Annotated in this window: 12 protein-coding genes; 6 read left to right on the plus strand and 6 right to left on the minus strand. The window is 39.3% G+C overall.

All coding sequences use genetic code 11. From position 1 onward, the window contains the following. Window positions 1-62 precede the first annotated feature (62 nt). The 5 genes from G9H65_RS09325 to lpdA all read left to right on the plus strand — a co-directional run bounded on the left by G9H65_RS09325 (window position 63) and on the right by lpdA (window position 7,966). Window positions 63-1,007, plus strand: a complete 945-nt coding sequence (locus G9H65_RS09325; RefSeq protein WP_166375069.1) for a DUF3667 domain-containing protein — start codon at window positions 63-65, stop codon at window positions 1,005-1,007. 9 nt (window positions 1,008-1,016) lie between these two features. Continuing rightward, window positions 1,017-1,952, plus strand: coding sequence for a type IX secretion system membrane protein PorP/SprF (locus G9H65_RS09330; protein WP_166375070.1), 936 nt, complete (start codon window positions 1,017-1,019; stop codon window positions 1,950-1,952). Between the two features lie 245 nt (window positions 1,953-2,197). Beyond that, window positions 2,198-4,927, plus strand: coding sequence for a 2-oxoglutarate dehydrogenase E1 component (locus tag G9H65_RS09335; protein ID WP_166375071.1), 2,730 nt, complete (start codon window positions 2,198-2,200; stop codon window positions 4,925-4,927). A 22-nt stretch (window positions 4,928-4,949) separates the two neighbouring features. After that, window positions 4,950-6,512, plus strand: a complete 1,563-nt coding sequence (gene odhB / locus G9H65_RS09340; RefSeq protein ID WP_166375072.1) for a 2-oxoglutarate dehydrogenase complex dihydrolipoyllysine-residue succinyltransferase — start codon at window positions 4,950-4,952, stop codon at window positions 6,510-6,512. A gap of 47 nt (window positions 6,513-6,559) precedes the next feature. After that, the gene (gene lpdA / locus G9H65_RS09345) at window positions 6,560-7,966 is read left to right on the plus strand and encodes a dihydrolipoyl dehydrogenase (RefSeq protein ID WP_166375073.1); all 1,407 of its coding nucleotides are present in this window, start codon (window positions 6,560-6,562) and stop codon (window positions 7,964-7,966) included. Window position 7,967: 1 nt separating this feature from the next. On the opposite strand, the gene mscL is transcribed toward lpdA, so the two are convergent. Next, window positions 7,968-8,321 (minus strand): large conductance mechanosensitive channel protein MscL, encoded by a 354-nt coding sequence (gene mscL / locus G9H65_RS09350; RefSeq protein ID WP_166375074.1) that lies wholly within the window; start codon window positions 8,319-8,321, stop codon window positions 7,968-7,970. Window positions 8,322-8,543: 222 nt separating this feature from the next. Here mscL and G9H65_RS09355 point away from each other — a divergent pair, with 222 nt between their 5' ends. Further along, window positions 8,544-9,704, plus strand: a complete 1,161-nt coding sequence (locus tag G9H65_RS09355; RefSeq protein ID WP_166375075.1) for a sialidase family protein — start codon at window positions 8,544-8,546, stop codon at window positions 9,702-9,704. 159 nt (window positions 9,705-9,863) lie between these two features. On the opposite strand, the gene G9H65_RS09360 is transcribed toward G9H65_RS09355, so the two are convergent. From G9H65_RS09360 to asnS, 5 genes are read right to left on the minus strand one after another with little or no spacing between them, the layout of a single operon-like run. Further along, window positions 9,864-11,234 (minus strand): MATE family efflux transporter, encoded by a 1,371-nt coding sequence (locus G9H65_RS09360; RefSeq protein ID WP_166375076.1) that lies wholly within the window; start codon window positions 11,232-11,234, stop codon window positions 9,864-9,866. A 3-nt stretch (window positions 11,235-11,237) separates the two neighbouring features. After that, entirely contained in the window at window positions 11,238-12,545 is a 1,308-nt protein-coding gene (gene murA, locus G9H65_RS09365) for a UDP-N-acetylglucosamine 1-carboxyvinyltransferase (RefSeq protein WP_166375077.1), read from the minus strand. A 9-nt stretch (window positions 12,546-12,554) separates the two neighbouring features. After that, window positions 12,555-13,211, minus strand: a complete 657-nt coding sequence (locus G9H65_RS09370) for a DUF4290 domain-containing protein (protein ID WP_166375078.1) — start codon at window positions 13,209-13,211, stop codon at window positions 12,555-12,557. A 15-nt stretch (window positions 13,212-13,226) separates the two neighbouring features. Next, complete coding sequence (locus G9H65_RS09375; protein WP_166375079.1) at window positions 13,227-13,604, minus strand: diacylglycerol kinase family protein; 378 nt, start codon at window positions 13,602-13,604, stop codon at window positions 13,227-13,229. 1 nt (window position 13,605) lies between these two features. Further along, window positions 13,606-15,036, minus strand: a complete 1,431-nt coding sequence (gene asnS, locus G9H65_RS09380; protein WP_166375080.1) for an asparagine--tRNA ligase — start codon at window positions 15,034-15,036, stop codon at window positions 13,606-13,608. Between the last annotated feature and the right edge of the window lie 12 nt (window positions 15,037-15,048).

Genomic DNA, 15,048 nt, shown 5'->3' on the forward strand with positions numbered 1-15,048 from the left:
TTTGTTGCAGAAATAACAATTTCAAGTCCAATTATAGTTGAGGTGTCATATTGTCAGGAATTATGTCGAAAATAAACTTACGAAGTGAAACAGATTGTCTCAATTGTGGAAATGAGGTGACGGAACGTTACTGTTCACATTGTGGACAAGAAAATCGAGAACCCTATGAATCTTTTTGGTCATTGCTGGTACATTTCGTCGAAGATATCACCCATTTTGATGGAGCCTTTTTTCGGACCTGCAAGACGTTATTTTTTTCACCTGGGGCATTAACGCAGGCATATTTGGCAGGGAAAAGAAGCTCATTTATCCATCCCATACGTTTTTACTTATTTACTTCTGCCTTTTTCTTCTTGACTTTGTTTTATGTATTTCAACCATTACAGTTTAAACTGAACAAAGATTTAAAATCCATAGAAGTGGCTTCATTTCAAGTGAAAGTGGATAAACGTGATGCCTATTTGAATTCAAGCGAAATTCAATCCTACAAAAAAACTCAATTGGCTAAGCCTGAATCTGAACGAGATTCTCCTTTGTTGCAAAACATCATTGTTCATTTTTTTGAGCTTCAAAAAAAGTATCCAGAAAGCAAGCAATTTTATGAAGCATTATATGATGGGGTCACCCATAAAATGTCGCAGGTCTTGTTTTTGACAATACCTATTTTAGCATTGATTTTACAATTAGTATTCATTCGCAGGAAGCATTTTTACTTCATGCACCATGGGATATTTGTATTACATGTAGCCACTAGTTGGTTTATTGTATTGTTCATAAGAAACATATTAGATATAGTACAATTATCGTTATCATGGGAATTCCTTGATGTAATAAAAAGTTTCTTAATGCTTGCATGGATTTATTTTTATTATCAAAGCTTCAAAAACTTTTATCAATTGAAAGCAGTTAAATCTGTCGGATTGTTTTTGACTTCATTCATTGCTCAATTAATTTTAGTTTTGATCGTTTTTGTGTCTTTGGTTTTATTCTCATTTTTTAGCCTCTAATTATCTATCATGCGTAGCATTTTGCTTGGAGTTTTGTGTATTTGTACGGTTTCATTGTGGGCACAGCAAGAATCTTTACGAATGGTCTACCCTTTTATTCCTTTGTCCATTAATCCAGCAGAAGCAGGTGGCAAAGGAGTGGCCTCTGTGACCGGTATTTTTAGAAGAAAGCCCTTATTTCAGCAAACAGGTGGGGCTTCTTCTTCCCAACAGTACTTCAGTTTTGATATGCCGATTCAACAAGAGAAATGGGGTATTGGTTTTTTGGCATATAATACGGATCAATCCTATGGTCCAATAGGAGGGGGAATAGCGGCAAATTTGGGATTTGCAGGACTGTTGGCCAAGCGATTTGTCATAGGAAAAGGGCAGGGACTACAATTGGGACTTAATCTAGGTTTGAATCAATATCCTGTTTTAGGTAGGAATGGTACTTCCGAATTTGGTGGTAGTATAGGTTTTGGTATATCCTATCAATACGATAAATTAGAATTGGGGCTGAGTCGACCAACCCAAAGTTTAAGGACTTTGGAATGGATCAATCCTAATCCTATTTATGCTAAAATAGGCTATCAACTAGTTCCTGGGCAAGGGAATTTATTGAAATTAGGGGCCTTGATGCGACTACAATATTCGGAAACACGCTTTGATTTGAATGCGGTATTTTGGTGGCAAGAAAAATTTGGTATTGGTATTTGGTGGCAAAACACAGGTTCTGAATTTTCGAATGAGGCTCTCTTAGGAAGTGTGGAAGTACCTTTAGGTAGAAATTTTCGAGTGGGTTATGCTTATGATTTTTTAGGAAAAAACTCAGTGTATTTAAGTCCTGGAATGACCAATACGGGAACAAGTACAACACAAACAGCGGTCTCCGCTTACCATCAGATTTTTATGCGATATGAAATTGATTTAGGGAATGGAAAAATTGCGAATTTTAGACCCTAGGTATTCTGCTAAATAATTTGATTATCTATAGATATAATGATAAATTTTAAAGATTTTTTTCGGGGAATACTAAACAGTGCGAAATCCTTGGAAATTTGTGCTCCAAACGGGAAAAAACCCCAATTTTTTTGGGGATAATTATAATCCCCTTTGTAAATTGCGAAGATTTTTTAGACTAGAATAAATAAATTTTAACCAATCAATAACGTTTGAAACTTTTCTGGATTTAGGCCAGATTTTACATTATGGATTCATTTTCCTACGTTGCCAATGCTGATACACAAGTTATTTCTGACTTGTTTGATGCGTATAGAGTTGACCCCAATTCAGTAGACAGTTCTTGGAGAGATTTTTTCAAGGGATTTGAGTTTGCTCAAACTTGGCAAGGAGAAGGCGTTTCGCCTTCAGGTGCCGTCTTGGACCAATCTCATATTCAGAAAGAAATGTCGGTCATCAGTTTGATCAAAGCATTCCGTTCTAGAGGACACCTCCTATCCAAAACCAATCCTGTACGTGATCGTAAAGATCGTCAACCTCGCTTAGAGATCAAGGATTATTCCTTATCTGAGGCAGACTTGGATACCGTATTTCAAGCGGGAAGTTTTTTAGGTATTGGACCGGCTTCTTTACGGAAGATTTGTGAAGTATTAGAAAAAGTCTATGCTGGTTCCATTGGTTTTGAGTATTCATATATTCGTGAGGTTCGCGTTAAAGAATGGTTAAGAAATAAAATAGAAAAAGAGGCATTATCATTTACGCCTTCTATTGATGAGAAAAAACAGATTTTACAAAAGCTGAATGAAGCGGTCGTATTCGAAAATTTCTTAGGTACAAAATATTTAGGTCAGAAGCGTTTTGGTTTGGAAGGTGGGGAAAGCACGATAGCTGGTTTAGATGCTATTATTAATAGAGCAGCTGATTTTGGTGTGAAGCAAGCGATGATTGGAATGGCTCACCGTGGTCGTTTAAACGTGTTGGCGAACATCATGCACAAGTCATACGAGGCGATCTTTGATGGTTTTGAAGGAAATGTGCCAGATCAAATTCATGGCGATGGCGATGTAAAATATCACTTAGGTTATTCAAGCCAACATACTAGTCCTAATGGAAGCGAGATTACGTTGAAATTAGCACCTAATCCTTCTCACTTAGAGGCCGTTAATCCATTAGTTGAAGGGTTTTGTCGGGCTAGTGCCGATGCGCATTATGATGGAGATTATTCCCAAGTATTGCCCATTTTAATTCATGGTGATGCTGCTTTAGCGGGTCAGGGTATTGTTTACGAAGTGACTCAAATGGCCAAATTGAAAGGTTATTCTACTGGAGGAACCATTCACTTTGTGATTAATAATCAGGTTGGTTTTACGACCGACTTTGAGGATGCTCGTTCAGCTATATATTGTACCGATGTAGCTAAAATCATTGATGCCCCTGTATTTCACGTGAATGGAGATGATCCAGAGGCAGTGGTATTTGTGTCAAGAATGGCAGCTGAGTTCCGTCAGGAGTTTGGTCGTGATGTCTTTGTGGACATGGTTTGCTACCGTAGAAATGGTCATAATGAGTCGGATGAGCCTCGTTTTACGCAACCTACTTTATATGCAAACATTACCAATCACCCTAATCCAAGAGAGATTTACACGCAAACCTTAATTAAGCGTGGTGATATAGATGCCAAATTGGCGAGTCAAATGGATTCTGAATTTAAAGCGGAATTACAGGCTCGTTTGGACATGGTAAAACAAAAAGTTAAACCGCCTTATGTCCCATTGAAATTGGATAATAAGTGGTCAAACTTACGGTTCTCGAAGGCAGAGGATTTTGCTTCTTCGCCGAATACAGCCATTAGTAAAGCTGCGATTGATATGGTAGCTAAGGCTATTACTTCATTACCAACAGGCTTTGTGGCATTGAAGCAAATTGAGAAAGTAATTTCAGATCGTAAAGGCTATTTTGAAAAAGGCGAATTGAATTGGGCTACTGCTGAGTTATTAGCATATGGCTCAATTTTGGCTGAAGGGAAAATGGTTCGTTTGTCAGGGCAAGATGTACAAAGAGGTACTTTTTCTCACCGTCACGCGGTTTTGCATGATGCCAATACCAATAATAATTATTGTAATTTAGATCATATCAAAGAAGGACAAGAGAAGATGCAAATCTTTAACTCGTTGCTTTCTGAATATGGTGTTTTAGGATTTGAGTTTGGTTACGCATTAGCTAATCCAGATGCATTGGTGATCTGGGAAGCTCAATTTGGCGACTTTGCCAATGGGGCTCAAACCATGATTGATCAGTTTGTGAGTTCTCATGAATCGAAGTGGGGAACACAAAATGGATTAGTGATGCTTTTGCCACATGGATACGAAGGTCAAGGTCCAGAACACTCCAATGCTCGTCCGGAACGTTTCTTGCAATTAGCTTCAGAGAACAATATGGTAGTCGCTAATTTGACTACTCCAGCTAATATTTTCCATGCATTGCGCCGCCAGTTGACTTGGGAATTCCGTAAGCCCTTGGTTGTGATGTCTCCAAAATCTATTTTCCGTCATCCCAAAGTGGTTTCACCGATTGAAGCATTTACCAAGGGTAAATTCCAAGAAGTGATTGGAGATGCTTATGTTGAAAAAGCAAAGGTTAAAAAAGTATTGTTGTGTAGTGGTAAGGTATATTTTGACTTGCTAGAAAAACAAGAAAAGGATGCTCGTAAAGATGTAGCGATTATTCGTATCGAGCAATTACATCCACTGCCTACGGCTCAAATAGAAAAGGAATTAGCTCAATACAAGAACGCAGATGTTTATTTTGTCCAAGAAGAACCTGAAAATATGGGTTATTGGTCATACATCATCCGTGAATTTGGTTGGTCTAAATTTAAGGGATTGGTTGCACGTAAGAAGAGTGCATCTCCTGCTACAGGATTCTTAAAGGTGCATGCCGAAGAGCAGGCTGCCTTGGTTAATAAAGCATTTGAATAATTAAAATAAAAGCCGAACAACAATGGCCATAGAAATGAAAGTGCCCGCTGTGGGTGAATCGATTACGGAAGTTACCGTTGCTACTTGGAATAAGAAAGAGGGTGATGTGGTGAAGTTAGACGAAGTTCTTTGTGAATTGGAGTCGGATAAAGCAACTTTTGAATTGCCAGCAGAAGCAGAAGGGATTTTACACATTGTAGCAAAGGAGGGTGATGTTTTACCCATTGGGGCTGTAATTTGTACGATTGAGGTAGTTGGTGCTCAAGCCGCTGCCCCAGCTCCTGCAGTCGTAGTGGCTGATAGTCCAGCGCCCGCGCCAATAGCAGCAGCGCCAGTGGCTCCTGCAGCAGAAAGCAAAGTATTAGAAGTTAAGGTTCCTCCAGTAGGAGAATCTATTACCGAGGTAACCGTTTCTGTTTGGAATAAAAAATCGGGCGATATTGTTACCTTAGATGAGGTTTTGTGTGAATTAGAATCAGATAAAGCGACGTTTGAATTACCAGCTGAATCAGCGGGTGTATTACAAATCGTAGCGGAATCGGGTGCTGTGGTTCCTATTGGTGGTGTTTTGGCTACTATTACTGTAGGAGCTGGTTCAAGCACCGTTGTAGCACCTGCAAATACAGTTCTTCCACCTGCAAGTACAGCCGTTGCACCTGCAACGACTCACCAACCTACGGAATCCTATGCAGCAGGACATCCATCACCAGCAGCAGCAAAAATTTTAGATGAAAAGGGAATTGCCGCTTCGCAAGTACCTGGAACGGGTGTTGGTGGAAGAATTACCAAAGACGATGCTCAAAATGCGCAGCCAGCAGCGCCTGCACCAGCAGCGCCTGCTCCAGCAGCTTCGGCAGTTGCAACAGCAACCATTGCTTCAGATGCACGTGGTTCTCGCCGTGAAAAAATGAGTTCATTGCGTAAAACAGTAGCTCGTCGATTGGTCGCTGTGAAAAATGAAACAGCCATGTTGACCACCTTCAATGAGGTTGATATGAAGCCAGTGATGGATTTAAGATCTAAATACAAAGATAAGTTTAAAGAAAAGCATGGGGTAGGATTAGGCTTTATGTCGTTCTTCACCAAGGCGGTTTGCGTAGCTTTGAAAGAGTTCCCTTCGGTGAATGCTAAGATTGATGGAGATGAAATGGTTTTCCATGATTTCTGTGATATTTCTATTGCAGTTTCTGCACCCAAAGGTTTAGTGGTTCCTGTTATTCGTAATGCAGAAAATCTAAGCTTGGCTGGAATTGAATCAGAGGTGGTTCGTTTAGCAGTGAAGGCACGTGATAATAAATTAAGTTTGGAAGAAATGACAGGAGGAACCTTTACGATCACCAATGGTGGTGTATTTGGGTCTATGATGTCAACTCCAATTATCAATGCCCCTCAAGTAGCTATTTTAGGTATGCATAATATTGTGGAGCGCCCTGTAGTAGTGGATGGTCAAATTGTGATTAGACCGATGATGTACTTAGCTTTATCTTACGATCACCGTATTATAGACGGTCGTGAGTCAGTAAGCTTCTTAGTACGTGTGAAGCAGTTGTTGGAAGATCCTGCTCGTTTATTATTAGATATTTAACAACGTGAATAGGCCTTTAGGGGCCTATTCCTTTTTTCCATTACCTTATGTTAGAATTTGATGTTGTCGTTATTGGTTCAGGTCCTGGTGGTTATGTTGCAGCTATTCGTGCATCCCAATTAGGATTCAAAACTGCCATTATTGAAAAATATGCTGTGATGGGTGGAACCTGCTTAAATGTAGGTTGTATTCCTTCAAAAGCACTTTTAGATTCTTCGGAACATTATTACAATGCAATTCATCATTTTGAAGAACATGGAATAATAGGAGGAAAGCCAAAAGTTGATTTAGAAAAAATGATTGCTCGTAAGGCAGGTGTGGTGGAAAAAATGAATGGCGGCATATCCTTTTTAATGAAAAAAAATAAAGTGACTGTTTTTCATGGTTTGGGCTCATTCGAAAGCGCAAAAGTAGTGAAAGTCACTCAAGCTGATGGAAAAGAGGAATTGCTAAGTGCAAAAAATATTATTATAGCTACAGGCTCTAAGCCAACGAATTTACCATTCATTCCAATTGATAAAACACGAATCATTACTTCCACGGAAGCATTGAAGATGAAGGAAATCCCTAAACATTTAATTGTAATAGGGGCAGGAGTGATTGGCGCTGAATTAGGTTCTGTATATGCACGTTTGGGCTCAAAAGTTAGTTTTGTTGAATATGCCGATGGCATGATTCCAACCATGGATAGAACCATGGGAAAGGAATTACAAAAATCGATTGCTAAGTTAGGAGCTGATTTTTATTTCTCTCACCAAGTTACAGGAGCTGAAAATAAGGGAAAAGAAGTAGTCGTTAAAGCGAAAAATGCTGCTGGGGAAGAAGTAGAAATAAAAGGAGATTATTGTTTGGTATGTATTGGACGTAAGCCATATACAGAAGGTTTAAACTTAGCGGCCGCAGGTTTACAGGTGGATGAGCGCGGAAGAATAGCCGTAGATGAACATACTTTACAAACTTCTGTGCCAGGAATATATGCCATTGGAGATTTGATTCGTGGAGCTATGTTAGCTCATAAGGCAGAGGAAGAAGGAGTTTTTGTAGCCGAAGTAATCGCAGGTCAAAAGCCGCACATTAATTATAATTTAATTCCAGGTGTAGTTTATACATGGCCAGAGGTAGCTTCTGTTGGTAAAACTGAACAAGAGCTCAAGTCAGCGGGAATAGCCTATAAAGATGGGTCTTTCCCATTTAAAGCACTTGGACGTGCCGTTGCTTCGATGGATGTTGATGGCTTGGTAAAAGTTTTAGCAGATGCAAAAACGGATGAAATCTTAGGTGTTCATATCATTGGTGCTCGTGCAGCCGACATGATAGCGGAAGCAGTGGTAGCTATGGAATTTAGAGCCAGTGCAGAAGATGTGGCACGTATGTCACATGCCCATCCTACCTACACCGAAGCCATGAAAGAAGCTTGTTTAGCTGCTACCAGCAAAAGAGCTATTCACGCCTAATTTATTCGCTCGCTTTTTCTTCGGAAGATTTAAAGCGGTTGGTCATTTTGATCAGTAAAAACATCACAAATGCGACTAAAATAAAGTCGATAAAAATGGTGATGAAGTTACCGTATTGAATGGCATTTTCTGGTGAAAGAATTTTGCCTGAAGCATCATATTGCGCTTCACTCAAGACATATTTCATGGCTTTGAAATCTACTCCTGTGGTAAGTGCTCCTACAATAGGCATGATGACACCATCAATGAATGCGGTTGTAACTTTACCAAATGCAGCTCCCATAATAAAGGCCACCGAAATTTCGATTAGACTGCCTTTCATGGCAAATTCTTTGAACTCTTTGATCATACTCATAGTAATAAGGGTTTAATGGATTAAGGAATGGTATACAAGATGGTAGAAACATTTCATTGATTATGAACTCGACAAGGTTAAAAAACTTGTCAAACACATAGTCGTACAAAATTCGACTCCAAGAACTTGATTTTTTTTTAAATTTCCATCAAAGACCGAGAATTGTTTCAAAACATATTCTTAGTCAATAATTGAGTAAATTTGATTTTATCGATCTTCGTCATGAAAACATACCTCATTTTTTCGTCTTTATTTTTATTTTCCTGTGGACTTTTCGCGCAAAAGTCGGAGAAAGTAAGCGTTTTTACTTCTGGTCAGGATTCCTATGCCAGTTTTCGTATTCCTGCTATCATTAAACTTCCTCATGGTGAATTATTGGCTTTTGCAGAAGGAAGAAAGAAGAATGCGGAGGATTTTGGTAATATCGATATCGTTTCTAAAATCAGTAAAGATGGGGGTAAAACCTGGTCTACCATTCAGAAGGTGGTGGATGTGGATTCATTGCAAGCTGGAAATCCAGCACCCGTGGTGGACTATTGGGATCCAGAATATCCACAAGGAAGGATTTTCTTATTTTATAATACAGGTAACAATCATGAAAATTTAGTTCGACAAGGTAAAGGGCTAAGAGAGGTTTGGTACATTACCTCCACCGATGATGGTAAGACTTGGTCAACGCCTGTCAATATAACCAAATCCGTTCATCGTCCATCCCAGGAGCCATATAAGTATACAGAAGATTGGCGCTCCTATGCCAATACACCTGGCCATGCCATGCAAATTAGTTCTGGAAGATACCGTGGTAGAATATATGTAGCAGCGAATCATTCATCTGGTGCTCCTAAATCAGATTTCACAGATTATGTTTCACATGGTTTTTTTACAGATAATCATGGTCAAAGCTTTCAATTAAGTCAATCATTAGGGCTGCTTGGAAGCAATGAAGCTACAGCCGCTGAGTTATCGGATAATCGATTGTTATTGAATGCCAGAAATCAAAAAGGAGATGTTAGGACTCGTATTGCGGCTATTAGCTCAGATGGAGGAAATTCATGGGATAAAACGTATTATGAGACATCATTGCCTGATCCGGTTTGTGAAGGCTCATTACTATCTATAGGATACAGACAAGGAAAAAGTGTATTAGCATTTTCCAATGCCGCTGACCAAGAAAATCGGAATCATTTGACCTTACGTATTAGCTTTGATGAAGGTTTAACTTGGCCAATCAGCCATGAAATAGAGGGCACGAATGATCCTGTCAAGTATCCAGATTTTACTGCGTATTCTGATATAGTGAAATTGGATGAAGATCGAATAGGTGTTTTATATGAACGAAATGATTATGCTGAAATCGCTTTTGTCAGCATCAAATGGGAGTAAAATTACATTTTTTTGGCTAAGTCCAGCCAACGCTGTCAAGGTTTGGAACCTTGCCAGCGTTAGCGATTTAGCTCAAGAAATTTCTTGGAAGGCCTTCCTTAGCCAAACGAATTAAAACTCAAAAAATGTATACTAAGATGAAGACTATCAAGTTCTTGATTAATCTTCCACTTGAAGTGAATCGAAATCAATCACTTTAGTACGGGCATAAAAACGCCAAGATAGCAGTGCCGCGGAACAAATCAGGCTACACGTTAATCCAATCCAGATTCCAACAGCCCCTAAGTCACCATAAATACCTAAGTAATAACTTAAAGGTATCCCAACACCCCAATAAGAAATAACGGTTATTGCGGTGGGGATTTTGACATCTTGTAGACCTCTTAGTAAGCCTAAAGAAACAGCTTGAATGCCATCAAATAGTTGAAATATGGCCCCCCAAGTAACTAATGAAACAGCAATGACGATCACATCGGCTTCTTGCGTGTATCCACGTACTAACCAGGGTTTGAAAGTATACATAATGATGGCACAAATACCCATAAACATGATGGATAGAAGCAAGGCGGCATTTCCTGAAACAAAAATCCCAGCTCGATTTTTTTCCCCAATATCTGTACCTACGTGAATTCCTCCAGCTGCTGCTATACCCGTGGCCATCATATACGTTAATGATGCCATATTGATGGCTACGATATGTGCAGCTTGAGCAGTTGAGGAAATCCACCCCATCATGACCACAGCCATACCAAAGGTAGCTATTTCAAAAAATCCTTGGAAACCGGCAGGAATACCTACTTTTAAAATGGTCTTTTCCAGTACCCAAGTATGATGCTCAGAACCCATATGAGCAAAATATTTAGTAAAAGAGCTAGATCGGAAGATGTATAAGCCCAGAGTAAGGGCCATAAATATGCGACAAAGCAAAGTAGAAATACCTGCACCAAATAAACCCATAGCTGGAATAGGTCCCAAGCCATTGATGCAAATATGATTGCCAATCACGTTCAAAACCAAGGCTATGATGGTGATATTCATCGCTATACTTGTTCTTTTTAGCCCGTCCGTAAAACTCTTAAATGCCGCAAATAAAAAGGTTGGGATGACCGAAATAGCAATCAACACCAAATAGGGCAGGGTCAATTCTTTGTTAATAGCACTTTGTTGGAAAAGGTCATAATTCCAACCAATTAGGGCAATGATAAAAATAGTTATTACTGAAAGGATTAAAGCTACTCGAATTCCTGCCCGCATTAAATTCCCACACTCTGCGTCATTGTTTTCCGCCACTGTTTTAGAAATCATGGGTGAAATGATTTGTAAACAGATTAATCCAATAATGGCAATGGTAAAAAATATGGAGCCAGCCATACCAGAGGCTCCTAGACTTTCAGCTACTTGAGACTTCATTTGACCCACTTGGATGGTATCAGCTAATCCCATGAGCATCACACCTAATTGCCCGATAACGATGGGAAGAGCTAATTTGATTGTATGGATGATTTTTCCACCAAGTGTAACTTCCTGCATGATTTAAATACGAACGATTTCTGCCCCTAAAGCATTTAATCGAGTATCAATGTTTTGATATCCTCGGTCAATTTGCTCAATATTATCAATGATGGAAGTGCCTGTAGCCGACATCGCTGCAATTAATAAGGATACACCGGCACGAATATCGGGAGACGACATGCGTATTCCTTTTAAGTTTTGCTTTCTGTCGAAACCAACCACGGTCGCTCGGTGAGGATCACAAAGAATGATTTGAGCCCCCATTTCAATTAATCGGTCAACAAAGAAAAGTCGACTTTCAAACATTTTTTGGTGTATCAATACCGTTCCCTTAGCCTGAATGGCTGTCACTAAAATAATCGATAGTAGATCTGGCGTAAAACCTGGCCATGGATGATCTGAAATGGTCAACATAGAACCATCAATGAAGTTTTCTAATTCATAATGTTCTTGTGCTGGAACAAATATATCATCCCCACGAAACTCTAGTTTGATTCCTAGTTTGCGGAAAACATCTGGGATGATTCCTAATTCTGGAATTTTACAATTTTTGATGGTGATTTCTGACTGAGTCATCGCTGCCATTCCAATGAATGAACCAATTTCGATCATGTCAGGTAACATGGTATGATCGGTACCACCAAGAATTTCAACACCTTCTATGGTCAATAAGTTGGAGCCAATACCTGAAATTTTAGCACCCATACGATTCAACATCTTACATAATTGCTGAATGTAAGGTTCGCAGGCGGCATGGTAAATGGTTGTGGTACCTTTCGCTAGAACGGCTGCCATCAGAATATTGGCTGTTCCAGTAACGGAAGCTTCATCCAATAGCATGTAAGCACCTGTTAAATGAGACGCATCTACTTCATAAAACCCACCATCTTCGGCACTATAATTGAATTTAGCACCTAATTTCATGAATCCCATAAAGTGCGTATCCAATCTTCTACGACCAATTTTATCGCCACCTGGTGAAGGAATGCGGCCTTTTTTGAAACGGGCCAAGGTGGGTCCTAATAACATCACAGATCCACGAAGGGCTGCTGCTTTAGCTTTATATGTTTCAGATTCTAAGTAGTCAATATTGACCTGAGAGGCATCAAATTCAACGCTAGATTCACTTAAACGACGAATTTTTACACCCATGTCGCCCAATAAATCAATTAATTGATTGACATCACGGATGTTGGGTATATTATGTATGGTGACAGGTTCAGCGGTTAATACAACGGCACAAAGAATTTGTAATGCTTCGTTTTTTGCACCTTGAGGAGTAATTTCTCCTGATAATTTTCTACCACCTGTTACTTTAAATGAGGCCATAAGGGTCAATTATTTTTTATGATTTCTTGGATTGAAATTCCGATTGTTTCTGAAGTTTTTTCTGTAATTATTACCACCACGGTTATTACTTGGGCCGTTTGGATATTCGGGTGCATTGTATGCATTCCGGGCATTATTGGCTACTTTGGCATGGCCTAAACCTTCTTGAGACAATTCATCAACAATAGATCCTAATAGGTTTTCAGACATTTCTTTGATGTTTTGCCAAATGACCTGATCGTCTACCGTATCTTTATTCCAAGTAACATAAAAACCTTTCATTAAACGAGCAATATAAGCAACTAGGATTTTTTTGTCCTCCACTTTTTGTTCGGCAATGGCCCGTAGAATTAACAATTCTACGTTACGACCATAATGTTTGAACTTCAAATGGTGTTGGTTGTAATTGACTTTTTTCGGTGCTTTACCTACTGATTCAGGTGAGGGAGGTGGATAAGGTCCTTGTACATCCAATTGGAAGTTGGACATAATGTACAAGTCATCCCAAAGTTTTTTGGAATAGTCTTGGCTATTATCCTTCATTCCTGGATGTATCTGTTTCATGAGTTCAATCATGAGGAAAGCATATTTGGTTCTTTTCTCTCGATCTTGAATCGTCAGAATGTAGTTGACCAATTTTTGTACACTAGACCCGTATTCTTTCATAATGTTGTGTCAATCTTAATTACTAAATACCAATCGCATCCAAAGATGCGGAAAGGAAATAAGGCAAAAAACAAAGGCTGCCCAAATTGCCATGACTAAAACGGCACCAGCAGCGAAATCTTTTGCTTTTTTAGCCAAAGGATGATGTTCAGGTGCTACTATATCTGTGATGTTCTCCAGAGCCGAATTAATTAATTCGGCCATCCAAACGCCCGCAATAGCTAAACTAATCCACAGCCATTCAATGGCCATAAAGCCTATGTTTATCCCTACTACTACGACTAAGATTGTAGCAGCGAGGTGAATTTTAGCATTATTTTCTTCCTTAATCAAAGTAATGATACCTGACCAAGCAATGGAAATACTGCGAAAAGCTTTAGCTAAATTGAACATATTAAAATTCTGCCGATTTAGGTGTTCTAGGGAATGGAATAACGTCGCGAATGTTGCTCATACCTGTTACAAATAATACTAAACGCTCAAAACCTAAGCCGAAGCCAGCATGTGGCGCAGAACCAAACTGCCTAGTTTGCAAGTACCACCAAATGGAATCTTCTTCGATACCCACGTCTTTGGTGCGTTGAAGCAGTTTTTCGTAATCATCTTCCCTTTGTGATCCTCCAATAATTTCACCAATACCCGGAAACAAAACGTCCATCGCACGAACCGTTTTGCCGTCATCTTCTAACTTCATATAGAAGGCTTTGATTTCTTTTGGGTAATGAGTTAATATAACCGGCTTTTTGAAATGTTTTTCTACCAAATAACGCTCATGCTCACTTTGTAAGTCGATCCCCCATTCCACAGGATAATTGAATTTCCCCTGTTTGTGAGCTTTTGATTGCAATAAAATGTCAATGGCTTCGGTATATGTTAATCTTTCAAACGTATTTTCAGATACAAATCTCAATTTCTCAGAAAGAGTCATCTCCGATTGCTCTTCTTTTTTCTTCATTTTTTCCTCTTCCAACAAGCGTTTTTCTAGGAAAGCAATATCATCAGCACAATTTTCTAAGGCATAACGAATCAAACTTTTGGTGAAGTCTTCAGCCAAATTCATGTTGTCAATCAATTCAAAAAATGCCATTTCTGGCTCCACCATCCAGAACTCTGCAAGGTGACGTGTTGTATTGGAGTTTTCAGCCCGGAAAGTGGGTCCAAACGTGTAAATTTTCGAAAGCGCTAGGGCTCCTAATTCTCCCTCTAATTGTCCAGAAACCGTCAAATTGGTTTCTTTTCCAAAAAAGTCTTCCTTGTAATCAATTTTACCTTCTTCTGTCAAAGGAGGATTGATGGCCGGTAAAGTAGTTACTCGGAACATTTCTCCAGCTCCTTCTGCATCAGAGCCAGTGATAATAGGCGTATGCAAATAAAAGAAACCATGATCATTGAAATATTGATGTATGGCAAAGGCTAAAGCATGACGAATACGTAAAATCGCCGAAAAGGTATTGGTTCTAGGACGAAGATGTGCAATCTCACGTAAAAATTCCAAGGAGTGTTTTTTCGGCTGTAAAGGGTATTTTTCAGGATCAGCAGTTCCGTAAACTTGAATAGAAATCACTTGAACTTCTACGGATTGGCCTTGTCCTTGCGAAGGAATCAACATGCCTGTTACTGCAATGCATGAACCGGTAGTTACTAATTTCAAGGTCTCTTCTGAAACAACACCGTCAGAAACTACAGCTTGTATATTATGAATGGTAGATCCATCGTTCATCGCGATGAATGCTACAGATGAAGATACACGTTTGGTACGAACCCAACCTTTTACCGTAACCAATTGTTGGTTCGGAGATTGAAGTAGTAATTCTTTAATTTGCATATAAATAAATGG

Source organism: Aquirufa ecclesiirivi, from assembly GCF_011250515.1.
In the GTDB taxonomy this organism is placed as follows: domain Bacteria; phylum Bacteroidota; class Bacteroidia; order Cytophagales; family Spirosomataceae; genus Aquirufa; species Aquirufa ecclesiirivi.

Coding starts and splice junctions, on each gene's coding strand:
- G9H65_RS09335 (WP_166375071.1), top strand. CDS start 2,198: ATGGATTCATTTTCCTACGTTGCCAATGCTGATACACAAGTTATTTCT.
- asnS (WP_166375080.1), bottom strand. CDS start 15,036: ATGCAAATTAAAGAATTACTACTTCAATCTCCGAACCAACAATTGGTT.
- G9H65_RS09325 (WP_166375069.1), top strand. CDS start 63: ATGTCGAAAATAAACTTACGAAGTGAAACAGATTGTCTCAATTGTGGA.
- G9H65_RS09375 (WP_166375079.1), bottom strand. CDS start 13,604: ATGTTCAATTTAGCTAAAGCTTTTCGCAGTATTTCCATTGCTTGGTCA.
- G9H65_RS09360 (WP_166375076.1), bottom strand. CDS start 11,234: ATGCAGGAAGTTACACTTGGTGGAAAAATCATCCATACAATCAAATTA.
- mscL (WP_166375074.1), bottom strand. CDS start 8,321: ATGAGTATGATCAAAGAGTTCAAAGAATTTGCCATGAAAGGCAGTCTA.
- G9H65_RS09370 (WP_166375078.1), bottom strand. CDS start 13,211: ATGAAAGAATACGGGTCTAGTGTACAAAAATTGGTCAACTACATTCTG.
- murA (WP_166375077.1), bottom strand. CDS start 12,545: ATGGCCTCATTTAAAGTAACAGGTGGTAGAAAATTATCAGGAGAAATT.
- G9H65_RS09330 (WP_166375070.1), top strand. CDS start 1,017: ATGCGTAGCATTTTGCTTGGAGTTTTGTGTATTTGTACGGTTTCATTG.
- G9H65_RS09355 (WP_166375075.1), top strand. CDS start 8,544: ATGAAAACATACCTCATTTTTTCGTCTTTATTTTTATTTTCCTGTGGA.
- odhB (WP_166375072.1), top strand. CDS start 4,950: ATGGCCATAGAAATGAAAGTGCCCGCTGTGGGTGAATCGATTACGGAA.
- lpdA (WP_166375073.1), top strand. CDS start 6,560: ATGTTAGAATTTGATGTTGTCGTTATTGGTTCAGGTCCTGGTGGTTAT.